Below are 12,738 nucleotides of genomic sequence, written 5' to 3'. Positions count from 1 at the left end.
CGAAGGCGGGTGACGCATTGCATCGCCCGCCTTCAAGGCAACCATGCCCAGCGCTTTCAACTTCACTGTCTGGCCGTTCGATTGCCTCAACCAGGACGAGCAGCGCCTGGTGCTTGATGCCGTCGACATCGGCTATTACCCGGAAGGGCAGATCATCCTCGATACGGGTGCAGCACCGCTGCACCTGTTCCTGATCATCAAAGGGCACGTCGCCCAGTATGACGGCGACGAGCTGATCGCCACCTACGGCCCCGACGATTGCTTTGACGGCCGAGCGCTGGTGGCCGGCAAGGCAAGCAGCCGCTTCGTCGCTGCTGAAGAAGTGGTGGTCTATCAGGTGGCACGTCAGGCGGTGCGTGACCTCATTGCCGCCAACGCCACCTTCGGTGCGCTGCTTTTTTCCGATCTCGGCAGCAAGCTCAGCGCCATCGCACAGCGGCAGAGCATGGAGACGATGCAGTCGCTGGCCGTCTCTCGCGTGAGCGATGCCTTCATCCGGCCCGCCCATTTTGTGGATGCCGACACGGACGTGGTTTCCGTGGTCAAGCTGTTCCAAGCACATAACACCTCGAACGTGCTCGTGCGTGACGGCACGAGCAGCCCGCCGCGCGTGGGCATCTTCACACGCAGTTCGTTGCAGCGCGCCGTCCTGCAAGGCACACCGCTGGATCGTCTGCCGGTAGGGCAGATGAGTCAGTTCTCGCTCATCACCGTCCCAGCCTCCGCGCAGATCGGCGACGCCCTGACGCTGATGCTGCGCCATCGCGTGCACCGGCTGGTCGTCACGCACGGAGATGAGATTCTCGGTTTGCTGGAATCACTGGATGTGTTCAGCTTCCTGGCCAACCACTCGTATCTGCTGACCGTGCAGATCAACCTGGCGCAGGACTTGGACGGGCTTGCGCAGGTGGCCGCGCAGATCACCCGGATGGTCGCGCTGCTTACACGTGGCGGCTCGCGCATTGACCACGTCGCCAGCCTCGTGCGCGAAATCAACGCGCGACTGTTTGAACGCGCCTGGCAGATGATCGCGCCACCGGAACTGGTGGCAAACAGTTGCCTGTTCGTCATGGGAAGCGAGGGGCGTGGCGAGCAACTGCTCAAGACCGATCAGGACAACGCGCTGGTGCTGCGTGATGGTTACGTGCCTCCCGTTGATCTGCAGCGCATCGTCACGCGCTTCTCCGATGCGCTGGCCGCGTTCGGCTACCCGCCTTGCCCTGGCGGCATCATGCTCAGCCGGCCCGAGTGGTGCATGAATGCGAGCGACTTCGCGCGGCGCATTCGCGAATGGCTGATCCTGCCCAGCCCCGAGGGCTTGATGCATCTGGCAATCTTCTTCGATGCCCATGCGGTGTGCGGCGATGCCGCCTTGCTCAAACAACTGCGGCGGACGTTGCTGGAGCTGACGATCGACAATGACGCCGTACTGGGTCGATTTGCCGCTGCCGTTGAAGCCTTCAGTGGCGCGCCCGGCTGGCGCGATCGCCTGCTCGGGTTTGGCGATCCCGATCCGGTGCTCGATGTGAAGAAGGAGGGCATCTTCCCGATTGTCCACGGGGTGCGCAGCCTTGCGCTGGCCCACCAAGTGCTCGACGAGACCGGCACCGTGCCGCGTCTGGATGCACTGGTGCGCGCCGAGGCTCTCGACGCGCACATGGCTGCCGAGTTGAGCGAGAGCCTGCACTTCCTGATGACGCTGCGGCTCAAGGCCGGGCTGGCGGAGATCGATGCGCATCAACCGGTGTCGTGCGACGTGCATCTGACGCGCCTGTCATCGCTGGAGCGGGATCTGCTCAAGGATGCGCTGAGCGCCGTCAAGCGATTCAAGGCGCTGCTGCGGCAGCGCTGGCGGACCGAGTGGATGTGAACATGAGCGAGCAGTCATGAATGGACGGCTCTCCGACTGGCTGCAGGCACTGCAAAGGCGGCGTCAGTTGCGCAAGTTGCGCGATCCGGCGTTCCGTTTCCTCTTCGAGGCACCGCCCCCAGATGAGTGGGTCGCGCTCGATTGCGAGACCACAGGCCTGAACGTGCGCACCGACGAGATCATCTCCATCGGTGCCGTCCGTATCGCCGGCAATCGCATTCTGACCAGCCAGCGCCTGGAGTTGCTGATCCGGCCACGGGGCGAGATGCACGCAGATAGCATCTGCGTGCATCGTCTGCGCAACCGCGACCTGGACAGCGGTGTATCGATCGAGCAGGCCGTCCATGCACTGCTGCACTTTATCGGCAGCAGGCCATTGGTGGGTTACTACCTTGAGTTCGATGTGGCGATGCTCAATCGGGTGGTGGTGCCCATGCTTGGCATCGGCTTGCCGCAGTCCAAGATTGAAGTCTCCGCCTTGTATTACGACTATCAGTTCCGGCAGCTGCCGCCGTATCGGCAGCAGGGCGACCCTGATCTGGACCTCCGCTTCGCCACTGTCATGAAGGGATTGGATTTGCCGACCTGGGACGCGCACGACGCGCTTAACGACGCGGTAATGGCCGCGTTGGCCTTCGTGAAGCTGCGCCATCTGGGTGCCGCGTAACTTGCGGATGTCAGATTGACGGCGGAGGGGACGATTCCGACGAGGCTTCGCGCTGCGCCGTTTCGTCGTCTTGCGCAGCCGCATCCGCAGCGCGGTTGGTGTGCCAGGCATAGAGCACTGTAATCAGCACATAAACGATGGGCGCACCCTGCGCGCCGACCCAGTAGGCGAATGTCCAGTCCGAGTTGAAAAAGTGCGTCGACAGGTCACGCGCAAAGAACGCGACCACGAATGTCACCACAAACCACACCGCGAGCAGCGCTGCGATCCAACGCATGTTGGCGATCCAGCGGCGGCGTGCCGGAGTTCCGGGCGTGATGCTCATGCGTTGGCTTCCTCGCCCGGCGAGCAGCGATGCAGCGTGATGCGAAAGCGCGCCCCCGCCAGCCGCGGCGATGCCTGATACACGTTGTCGAGCACCTCGATGTCGCCGCCGTGTTGCTGCACGATCTCGCGCACGATGGCCAGGCCCAACCCGCTGCCCTCGGCCTGCGTGCCAAGAATGCGGTAGAAGCGCTGCATCACGCGTTCGCGCTCGGCCGCGGGGATGCCGGGGCCGGTGTCATCCACATCGATGAAGACGAACGGTTCGAACGGCGCGGTGGTCACGCGCACGGTGACATGTCCGCCGTCGGGCGTGTAGCGGATCGCGTTGTCGAGCAGGTTGTTGAGCATCTCGGCGAGCATCGTTGCATTGCCCGAAATCGTGACCGGCGGCCCAGGCTCTTCAAAGCCGAGGTCGATCTGCTTGGCCCACGCCTTGGGCAGCCACTCGGCCACCACCTGGCGTGACAGCGCGCAGATATCCAGCGGCACTAGACCGTCGGTCGCGCCCATGTTTTCCATGCGCGCCAGCGAAAGCAGCTGCTTCACGAGGTGCGCGGTGCGATCCGAGCTGTCGGCGATATGCGCGAGCGTGCGGCGCAGCTCATCGGGCGATTGTTCGCGCTGTGCCAGCTCTGCCTGCATGCGCAGACCCGCCAGCGGCGTCTTCATCTGATGCGCGGCGTCTGCGATGAAGCGCTTCTGCGTGTGCACCGATTGCTCCAGCCGCCCGAGCAGGTCATTGAACGACGCCACCAGCGGCGTCAGCTCCTGCGGCGCGGCGCCTTCGTCGATAGGGCTGGTGTCGCCCGGGTTACGCGCGCGGATGCGCTCCTGAATCGCGTTGAGCGGCGCCAGCCCGCGCGTGAGGCCAAACCACACCAGGATCACCGCCAACGGCAGGATCACGAACTGCGGCAGGATCACGCCCTTGATGATTTCGTTCGCGAGTTGCGCGCGCTTGTCGAGCGTTTCCGCCACCTGCACCAGCGCAGGTTTGTCGCCGGAGCCTGGCCGCTGCACGAACGTATAGGCAACGCGAATCTCAGCGCCGTGGATGTGGTCGTCGCGCAGCTGCACGAGGCCACCGGCGTTGGCGTCTTCCTCGGGCGGCAGCGGGAGGTCGCGGTCACCGGAGACAAACTCGCCGTTCGTGCCGAGCACTTGGTAGTAGATGTTGTCGGTTTCGTCCGCGCGCAAAATCTCGCGCGCCGAGATCGGCAGTTGCAGTGTCACGCGCCCATTCACCTCGCGCAGTTGCTGGCTGAGCACGATCGCGCTCGATTCCAGCGCGCGGTCGTATGGCGCATTCGCAATCGACTTGGCCACCAGGTACGTCACCGCAATGCTCATCGGCCACAGCAACAGCAGCGGCGCTAGCATCCAGTCGAGAATTTCGCCGAAGAGGGATCGGGCGACGGGCCGCGTGGCGTCGTCTTCGAGGTGGGGGAGGGTGTCGGTGAGGTCGCCCCCGTCATCGGGGCCCCCGGCCTCGGGCGCCGCGTCGTCACGTTCGCGCAGCGACGCGCGATGCCGACGCCACGGCCAGGCCAGCCGATCACCCATGGGCAGCCGTTGCGGTGGTCGTCGGGGTGGCCATGCGTTCCAAGCAATAGCCCAGCCCGCGCACGGTGGCGATGCGGATACCTTCCACCTCAATTTTTTTGCGCAGCCGGTGGATGTAGACCTCGATGGCGTTGTTGCTGACCTCTTCGCCCCAGCCGCACAGGTGGTCGACCAGTTGCTCCTTCGACACCAGGCGGCCGACGCGCGCCAGCAGAATCTCCAGCAGCCCGATCTCACGCGCCGACAGTTCCACCACCTGATCATGGATATAGGCAATGCGGCCGACCTGATCGAACGCCAGCGGCCCATGGCGAACGAGCGTGGCGCCACCGCCCGTGCCCCGGCGCACCAGCGCACGCACGCGTGCTTCCAGTTCGGACAGCGCGAAGGGCTTGGCCATGTAATCGTCGGCACCAAGGTCCAGTCCCTTGACGCGTTCTTCCACACTGTCGGCGGCGGTCAGTATCAGCACCGGCAGCATCGCCCCGCGCGAGCGCAGGCGCTTGAGGACCTCCAGCCCGGACATACGCGGCAGGCCCACGTCGAGAATCAGCAGGTCATAGGTTTGGGCCGTTTGCGCGGACAGCGCCGCGTCGGCAGTCGCCCCATCGGAGGCTTGGTCGACGGCATAACCCGCTTGGCGTAGCGAGCGTGTGAGCCCGTCAGCCAGCGTGGCGTCGTCTTCGGCAATCAGGATGCGCATGCGTGTCTCCCCGCGATGCCGGGCAAGATGTCTTGCCCATCCCGCCCGCTACATTGTTTTCGCGCGACATGTGTTCTGGAGACTTGTCAAAACCACTGGTTTTTTATACAGTACTCCGAATTCGCGGTGCTGTAGTCTTGGCGGCGCTAAAGTCATGGAATGGGTCGTGTCGGGGCAATCACGCTGCGGCCCGTTATTGCAGGCAACCGCTGGAATCGCAAGCCCTTGCGGCCCATTTATACACCAATTTGCACGAAGGACGACCATGGAAGACGGTAAGAAGGCAGCCGCAATGAGCGCAGAAAAGCAGAAGGCGCTGGCTGCCGCGCTCGCGCAGATCGAAAAGCAGTTCGGCAAGGGCTCCATCATGAAGATGGGCGACGCCGAGGTCGAGCCGGTCCAAGTCGTGTCGACAGGTTCGTTGGGGTTGGACGTGGCGCTGGGCGTTGGTGGTTTGCCGCGCGGCCGCGTAGTGGAAATCTACGGTCCGGAATCGTCGGGTAAAACTACCCTGACACTGCAGGTGGTTGCCGAGATGCAGAAGCTGGGCGGCACTTGCGCCTTCATCGATGCGGAACATGCTCTAGACGTCACTTATGCCGACAAGATTGGCGTGAGCGTGCCGGACCTGCTGATCTCCCAACCGGACACGGGTGAACAAGCTCTGGAAATTGCCGACGCGCTGGTTCGGTCGGGCTCGGTTGATCTGATCGTCATCGACTCGGTGGCTGCTCTGGTGCCAAAGGCTGAAATTGAAGGCGAAATGGGCGACGCGTTGCCCGGCCTGCAGGCCCGCCTGATGAGCCAGGCACTGCGCAAGCTGACCGGCACCATCAAGAAGACCAATTGCATGGTCATCTTCATCAACCAGATCCGCATGAAGATCGGCGTGATGTTCGGCTCGCCGGAAACCACCACGGGTGGTAACGCACTCAAGTTCTACGCTTCGGTGCGTCTGGACATCCGCCGCATCGGCTCGATCAAGAAGGGCGACGAGGTGGTCGGCAACGAGACCAAGGTCAAGGTCGTCAAGAACAAGGTGGCGCCGCCGTTCCGCGAAGCCATCTTCGACATCCTTTACGGTCAGGGCGTGTCGCGCGAGGGCGAAATCATCGACCTCGGCGTGGAAGCCAAGATCGTTGAGAAGTCCGGCGCCTGGTACAGCTACGGCGGCGAGCGCATCGGCCAAGGCCGTGACAACTGCCGTGAATATCTGCGCGAGAACCCCGACCTCGCCCGCGACATCGAGAACAAGGTCCGCGAAGCACTGGGCGTGACGCCGATGGGCGCCGTCGCAGTGGCCGAGACCGTCGGAGAAGAGTAATTGGGTTGGCCGTCGGCGCAGATCGACGGCTCTATCGAGCTTCATACGCCTGCCGTCCCCCAACGGTGGGCGTTTTCTTTTTGAGCCTGAAACCGTATGCCGTTGCCGCGCCCACCGTTATCGCTGAAAGCACGCGCGCTGGGCTATCTGTCTCGGCGCGAGCACAGCCGCGTCGAACTGCGCCGTAAGTTGGTGCCGCACGCCGAGTCTGCCGAGGAGGTCGACGCGCTGCTGGATTGGCTGGAAGGCGAAAACTGGCTCTCCAACACGCGCTTTGCTGAAAGCATGGTGCACCGCCGCGCGGGCCGCTACGGTACAGCGCGCTTGATGCAGGAGTTGAAGACGCATCAGCTTGGCGCAGAGACGCTGGGCGAGGTCAAGGCGCAACTGCAAAGCACGGAAGCAGCCCGGGCCAAAGCCCTGTGGGAAAAACGCTTCGGCCGCCCACCGGCCGACTTGGCCGAACGTGCCAAGCAGGTGCGATACATGATGGCGCGTGGATTCTCCCGTTCTGTGGTGTCGCGCATCATCGCAGGGGCGCAAGAACTGCTGGAAGATGGCGACGAACCCGCCTGAACGCCGCCGATCTCGCCACAATTCGCGCCGAACAATTCTCTTGTGTGCGGATCGTGTCGGTTGCACCTTTCCCGGTTGTTGCAACCGCTTTCACACTGCGTTGCAGCACGCGACCAGTCTGGTCGTGACGACGTGTTAAAATTCGAGTCTTTGGTACCGTCCTTCATCTCAATTGCCGGACGGTAGTGTTCGTGTGTGGCGGCTGATGCGCTGCTGCATATGTCCCGTGGGCGATGCGCGAGATCCGCGTGCGCCGCCTCCATCGGTCCTATCGGTCTGTCTGGTCCATGCCTCTGTCTGCCCCTGTCCCGCGCGTCATGCGCCACCGCCGTGCTATCACGGTGGAGGCCTATTTGCGGGAAGACGGCCTGTGGGACATCGAAGCGCGCCTGACCGACACAAAACCACGTGACATCCCCCTGGCCAGCGGCGGCGTGCGCCCCGAGGGCCAGCCGCTGCATGACCTGTGGCTGCGCGTGACGATCGATACCCGCATGAACGTCGTGGATGCCGAAGCGTGTTCCGACTGGGTGCCGTACCCCACACATTGCGACACGATTAGCCCCGCCTACCGGAAGCTCATCGGCCTGAACCTGATGAAGGGATTTCGAAAGGCCTCGCGTGAGAGACTCGGCGGCGTGGCGGGCTGTACGCACCTGACCGAGCTGTGTGGTGTGCTGCCGACCGCCGCCATCCAGGCCTTCGCGGGCGACGTTTTCCCGGTGCGTGATAACTCTACCGACCTCCGGCCTGTCGAGCCTGGCGAAAAGCCGCCTTATCAACTCCACGGCTGCCATGCCCTGCATCTTGAGGGCGAGGTGGTCCGCAAGCATTACCCGCGCTGGTTTGCATACCAGCCCGAAGCCAAGATCCAACCGCCACCCACCGAACTGTCGCCTGAGCCCTCGTCCTGAAGGGCACCGCGCTGTTCGCGTTTTCAATACTCATCACACTCACTCTGCCTAGCAAAGGAAACACGCATGAATATCCATGAGTACCAAGGCAAGGAAATCCTGCGCAAATACAATGTGCCGGTTCCGCGCGGCATCCCGGCCTTCTCGGTCGACGAGGCTATCAAGGCCGCAGAAACCCTGGGCGGCCCGGTGTGGGTCGTGAAGGCACAGATTCATGCGGGTGGCCGTGGCAAGGGCGGCGGCGTGAAGGTTGCCAAGAGCATGGAGCAGGTCAAGGAATACGCCAGCAGCATCCTGGGCATGACGCTGGTGACGCACCAGACCGGTCCGGAGGGCAAGCTGGTCAAGCGCCTGTTGATCGAAGAAGGCGCGGACATCAAGAAGGAACTGTACGTGTCGCTGGTGGTGGACCGTGTCTCGCAGCAGGTCGCGCTGATGGCCTCGAGCGAAGGCGGCATGGACATCGAAGAAGTCGCCGAATCGCACCCGGAAAAGATCCACACGCTGCTGATCGATCCGCAAGCTGGCCTGCAAGACGCCCAGGCTGACGACATCGCCCGCAAGATCGGCGTGCCCGACGCGAGCGTGCCGCAAGCCCGCCAAGCCCTGCAGGGCCTGTACAAGGCATTCTGGGAAACCGATGCTTCGCAAGCTGAAATCAACCCGCTGATCCTGACCGGCGACGGCAAGGTCATCGCGCTGGACGCCAAGTTCAACTTCGACTCGAACGCGCTGTTCCGTCACCCGGAAATCGTGGCGTACCGCGATCTGGATGAAGAAGACCCGGCCGAAATCGAAGCCTCGAAGTTCGACCTGGCCTACATCTCGCTCGACGGCAACATCGGCTGCCTGGTGAACGGCGCCGGTCTGGCTATGGCCACGATGGACACCATCAAGCTGTTCGGCGGCGAGCCGGCCAACTTCCTCGACGTGGGCGGCGGTGCCACCACCGAGAAGGTGACCGAAGCCTTCAAGCTGATGCTCAAGAACCCGGACGTGAAGGCCATTCTGGTCAACATCTTCGGCGGCATCATGCGTTGCGACGTGATCGCCGAAGGCGTGATCGCGGCGGCGAAGGCTGTGTCGCTGTCGGTGCCGCTGGTCGTGCGCATGAAGGGCACCAACGAAGACCTCGGCAAGAAGATGCTGGCCGACTCGGGTCTGCCCATCATTGCCGCAGACACGATGGCAGAGGCCGCAGAGAAAGTCGTGGCCGCAGCCGCCGGCAAGTAAGCCGCCCGCTGACCCAACCATACGCGAACGTGAGTCGCGCCCGCTGCTGAGTACGTCGGCGCGGCTCGCTGCATAAAAGGATTACAGCATGTCGATTCTGATCAACAAAGACACCAAGGTCATCACCCAGGGGATCACCGGTAAGACCGGCCAGTTCCACACCCGCGGCTGCCGCGACTACGCTAATGGCAAGAATGCCTTCGTGGCCGGCGTGAACCCGAAGAAGGCTGGCGAAGACTTCGAAGGCATTCCCATCTACGCAACCGTCAAGGACGCCAAAGCTCAGACCGGCGCGACCGTGTCGGTGATCTACGTGCCGCCCGCAGGCGCCGCTGACGCCATCTGGGAAGCTGTCGAAGCCGAGCTGGACCTGGTGGTTTGCATCACCGAAGGCATCCCCGTGCGCGACATGATGATGGTCAAGGACAAGATGCGTAAGGCCGGCAGCAAGACGCTGCTGCTGGGCCCGAACTGCCCGGGCCTGATCACGCCGGACGAAATCAAGATCGGCATCATGCCGGGTCACATCCACCGCAAGGGCCGCATCGGCGTGGTGTCGCGCTCGGGCACGCTGACGTACGAAGCCGTGGGTCAGCTCACCGCGCTGGGCCTGGGCCAATCGTCGGCAGTCGGTATCGGCGGCGACCCGATCAACGGTCTGAAGCACATCGACGTGATGAAGATGTTCAACGACGATCCGGAAACGGATGCCGTGGTCATGATCGGTGAGATCGGCGGTCCGGACGAAGCCAACGCGGCTTACTGGATCAAGGACAACATGAAGAAGCCGGTGGTTGGCTTCATCGCTGGCGTGACCGCGCCTCCGGGCAAGCGCATGGGCCATGCCGGCGCGCTGATCTCGGGCGGTGCCGACACCGCGCAAGCGAAGCTGGACATCATGGAAGAATGCGGCATCAAGACCACCAAGAACCCGTCGGAAATGGCACGTCTGCTCAAGGCGATGCTGTAATCGACAAGGTTTGAGGTTGTACGAGAACGGGAGGCCTGGCCTCCCGTTTTTGTTTGGTCGCGATGCAGCATGCGATCCAGGCACGACATGTGTATAAGCGGACAAGAGGCTGTATACCGGCTCACTTTCCGCCAACCTCCAAGGACATCTTCGAGAACGCTATGGCGCTCACCTCAAGCGCATTCTGGTTCGCACTTAGCTCCATCATCCTGACCAACATCGTGCTGTCGGGCGACAACGCGGTCGTCATCGCGCTGGCTGCGCGCAACCTGCCCAAGCGCCAGCAGAAACAGGCCATTTTCTGGGGCAGCGCCTGCGCCATTGTGCTGCGCGTGGTGTTGACCGTGCTGGCCGTCAAGCTGCTTGCGCTGCCGTATCTGAAAACGATTGGCGCGCTGCTGTTGCTCTACATCGGCGTGAAGCTGCTCACGGAAGCTGAAAACGAAGCCTCCGGAGACCACCGCCAGCGAGTCGGCCTGTGGCCTGCCATCCAGACCATCCTCGTCGCCGACTTTGTGATGTCGCTTGATAACGTCGTCGCCGTGGCCGCCGCGGCGGAGAAAGGGCCGCCAGGCACGACGTTCCTGTTGCTCGTGCTGGGGCTTGGTTTGTCGGTGCCGTTGATCGTATTCGGCAGCACGCTGCTGGTGGGGGTCATGGCGCGCTTTCCGGTGATCATCACGCTGGGGGCGGCGCTACTTGGATACCTTGCCGGCGACATGCTCGTCACTGATCCGATCGATGCGGCGTGGTTTGAGCGCGCGGTGCCGTATGCGGATGTGGTGGTTGGGTGTGTTGGGGCGCTGCTGGTGGTGTGTGTGGGCTGGTGGCTCAGCCGGCGCGCGTTGCGCCAAGCCTAGTTCGAACGATTCCCCACGAAAGTAGGTGATGACGGGTTCTGTCCGAAATTCTGTCAAGAACGGTCAGATTTGCGCCTGAATTCCCACCAAAGTGCGCCAGTTTTTGCCCAGATACACAATGTGTGCCTTGGCATAGTCCCTGCACGGTGGCCTCCCAATAACAAAATACCTTTTGGGGAGAGGTCATGGTTTTCAAGCACAGCAAGGGAATAAAGCGTCGGGCGGGCGGCTTTACGCTGATCGAGCTGATGATTGTGGTGGCGATTGTTGGGATTCTCGCGGCAATTGCGCTACCGGCTTACACCAACTACATGATCAAGTCCAAGCTGACCGAAGCGACGACCATGCTCGACGCATCACGGGCGGCCATCATGGATGTCTATTCAGCAAATGACGGGGTCTTTCCACCAGCATCGTCGCCACCCTTGATCGTGCAGTCGGTGGCGAGCAATGCGCGCTACGTGACCGCGGTTAAATATAACGTCAGCGGGAGTTCAGCGGCGGTGATCGTGACGCTGGGGAACACGGGTTCCGCTCAAGTGGACGGCGGGTATATCGGCATCTTCGGTGCTAAGCAATCTGATGGCACAGTGAGTTGGACCTGCGCGACGGCCAATAGCGTTAACGCCAGCGCTTATGGCTCCGGCGTCGCAGTGCCTGCCATGTATCCCTTCCTGCCGGCTGCCTGCCAAAATTGAAGCGAGATTGTGCGCGTCAACCAAGATGAGTCGGGTGGCTTGGTTGGCGTGTCGGAGGTACTGTCGTCTGAATCAGTGCATCATGACCCGAGGCTCGGGGTCTGATGCATTTTTTTTGGGGTGCTGCGGAGCGTCACCCAAGCCAGAGGCAGGAACGAACGACGCATCAAATGGGCAAGCCAGTACTTTCCGCGGAGACGCCTTAAGTGCCCGGTCACAACGGTGTAGCAGTTCTTCGCCGAAAATGTGATTCAAGGATCGCAAAACTAACATACAGTGTCAATTGGTGTCGAAAAGTGTCACACCACAGTGGAAGACCTGCCAATTTTCTGCCGCCTGGGTTCCATAAACCTACAAATTCGAGTTGGCACGATCCCTGCTCCATCTCACCCGCTTCACCTTTAACCAAATATCCGGGGGAATTTATGAAGTCGCTGCGTCTGAACAAGCGTGTCCAGAAGGGTTTCACGCTGATCGAACTGATGATCGTGGTTGCGATCGTCGGTATCCTGGCTGCCATCGCGCTGCCGGCTTACAACAACTACATGATCAAGTCGAAGCTGACGGAAGCGACGACGCTGCTGGATTCGACCCGCGCGGCGATTTCCGAAGCCTACGCGAATGCTAGCCCTGTCACGTTCCCGACTAACGCACCGTTCAGCACGTCGGTGCCAAGCAATACCAAGTACATCAGTGCTATCAAATACAACCCGTTGGGCTCGTCGAATGTCAGCGTGATTCTGACGCTTGCCAGCACGGGCAACTCGTCGGTTGATGGCAAGATGATCGGCTTGTTTGGCGTTGGCGCAGGCGATGGCACGGTTGCGTGGACGTGCGGAACTGCTTCGGCCAATACTAATACCGTCGCGGCATCGCAAGCAGCCCTGTATCCGTACCTGCCGGCCGCTTGCCAGAACTAATCGTTATCTTCTTGGTCCAGCTAGTCCTGTGTAACGACTGGCACATCTAGGAACAAGAGAATCGCAAGGGCGCCTCAGGGCGCCCTTTGCTTTATGCGGATGTGCTTGGCGGG

The 12,738-nt window shown here is 62.1% G+C and carries 13 protein-coding genes; 10 read left to right on the top strand and 3 right to left on the bottom strand.

The genetic code is table 11. From position 1 onward, the window contains the following. Positions 1 to 43: 43 nt before the first annotated feature. Together M1D44_RS11780 and M1D44_RS11775 are read left to right on the top strand one after the other, a co-directional pair. Entirely contained in the window at positions 44 to 1,870 is a 1,827-nt protein-coding gene (locus tag M1D44_RS11780; protein WP_316852730.1) for a DUF294 nucleotidyltransferase-like domain-containing protein, read from the top strand. A 16-nt stretch (positions 1,871 to 1,886) separates the two neighbouring features. Continuing rightward, positions 1,887 to 2,537, top strand: coding sequence for a 3'-5' exonuclease (locus tag M1D44_RS11775; RefSeq protein ID WP_024976567.1), 651 nt, complete (start codon positions 1,887 to 1,889; stop codon positions 2,535 to 2,537). Positions 2,538 to 2,547: 10 nt separating this feature from the next. On the opposite strand, the gene M1D44_RS11770 is transcribed toward M1D44_RS11775, so the two are convergent. From M1D44_RS11770 to M1D44_RS11760, 3 genes are read right to left on the bottom strand one after another with little or no spacing between them, the layout of a single operon-like run. Next, positions 2,548 to 2,862: a sodium/substrate symporter small subunit gene (locus tag M1D44_RS11770; protein WP_112185795.1), complete on the bottom strand. Its 315-nt coding sequence runs from the start codon at positions 2,860 to 2,862 to the stop codon at positions 2,548 to 2,550. Then, positions 2,859 to 4,427 carry a sensor histidine kinase gene (locus tag M1D44_RS11765; RefSeq protein ID WP_024976565.1) on the bottom strand — a complete coding sequence of 523 codons (1,569 nt, stop codon included), beginning with the start codon at positions 4,425 to 4,427 and terminating at the stop codon, positions 2,859 to 2,861. The genes M1D44_RS11770 and M1D44_RS11765 overlap by 4 nt, the downstream gene beginning before the upstream one ends. Then, on the bottom strand, positions 4,420 to 5,130 hold the full coding sequence (locus M1D44_RS11760; protein ID WP_024976564.1) for a response regulator: 711 nt from the start codon (positions 5,128 to 5,130) through the stop codon (positions 4,420 to 4,422). The genes M1D44_RS11765 and M1D44_RS11760 overlap by 8 nt, the downstream gene beginning before the upstream one ends. A 265-nt stretch (positions 5,131 to 5,395) precedes the next feature. On the opposite strand from M1D44_RS11760, the gene recA reads away from it, so the two are divergent. The 8 genes from recA (at position 5,396) to M1D44_RS11720 (ending at position 12,625) form a co-directional block, all read left to right on the top strand. After that, positions 5,396 to 6,454, top strand: coding sequence for a recombinase RecA (recA, locus tag M1D44_RS11755; protein WP_112185791.1), 1,059 nt, complete (start codon positions 5,396 to 5,398; stop codon positions 6,452 to 6,454). Between the two features lie 96 nt (positions 6,455 to 6,550). Then, the gene (recX, locus tag M1D44_RS11750; protein WP_316852729.1) at positions 6,551 to 7,030 is read left to right on the top strand and encodes a recombination regulator RecX; all 480 of its coding nucleotides are present in this window, start codon (positions 6,551 to 6,553) and stop codon (positions 7,028 to 7,030) included. A gap of 287 nt (positions 7,031 to 7,317) precedes the next feature. Next, positions 7,318 to 7,944, top strand: coding sequence for a DUF2889 domain-containing protein (locus tag M1D44_RS11745; protein WP_024976561.1), 627 nt, complete (start codon positions 7,318 to 7,320; stop codon positions 7,942 to 7,944). 66 nt (positions 7,945 to 8,010) lie between these two features. Continuing rightward, a complete protein-coding gene (sucC, locus tag M1D44_RS11740; RefSeq protein ID WP_092973140.1) occupies positions 8,011 to 9,177 on the top strand; it encodes an ADP-forming succinate--CoA ligase subunit beta in 1,167 nt (388 codons plus the stop codon). An 88-nt stretch (positions 9,178 to 9,265) separates the two neighbouring features. Then, a complete protein-coding gene (gene sucD, locus M1D44_RS11735; protein ID WP_012434934.1) occupies positions 9,266 to 10,147 on the top strand; it encodes a succinate--CoA ligase subunit alpha in 882 nt (293 codons plus the stop codon). 161 nt (positions 10,148 to 10,308) lie between these two features. Then, on the top strand, positions 10,309 to 11,007 hold the full coding sequence (locus tag M1D44_RS11730) for a TerC family protein (RefSeq protein WP_316852728.1): 699 nt from the start codon (positions 10,309 to 10,311) through the stop codon (positions 11,005 to 11,007). Positions 11,008 to 11,192: 185 nt separating this feature from the next. Further along, complete coding sequence (locus tag M1D44_RS11725; RefSeq protein WP_024976558.1) at positions 11,193 to 11,705, top strand: pilin; 513 nt, start codon at positions 11,193 to 11,195, stop codon at positions 11,703 to 11,705. A 425-nt stretch (positions 11,706 to 12,130) separates the two neighbouring features. Beyond that, positions 12,131 to 12,625: a pilin gene (locus tag M1D44_RS11720; protein ID WP_316852727.1), complete on the top strand. Its 495-nt coding sequence runs from the start codon at positions 12,131 to 12,133 to the stop codon at positions 12,623 to 12,625. Positions 12,626 to 12,738: the final 113 nt, after the last annotated feature.

It is taken from the genome of Ralstonia sp. SA306, from assembly GCF_054792405.1.
This window is presented reverse-complemented; position numbering and strand designations above follow the sequence as displayed.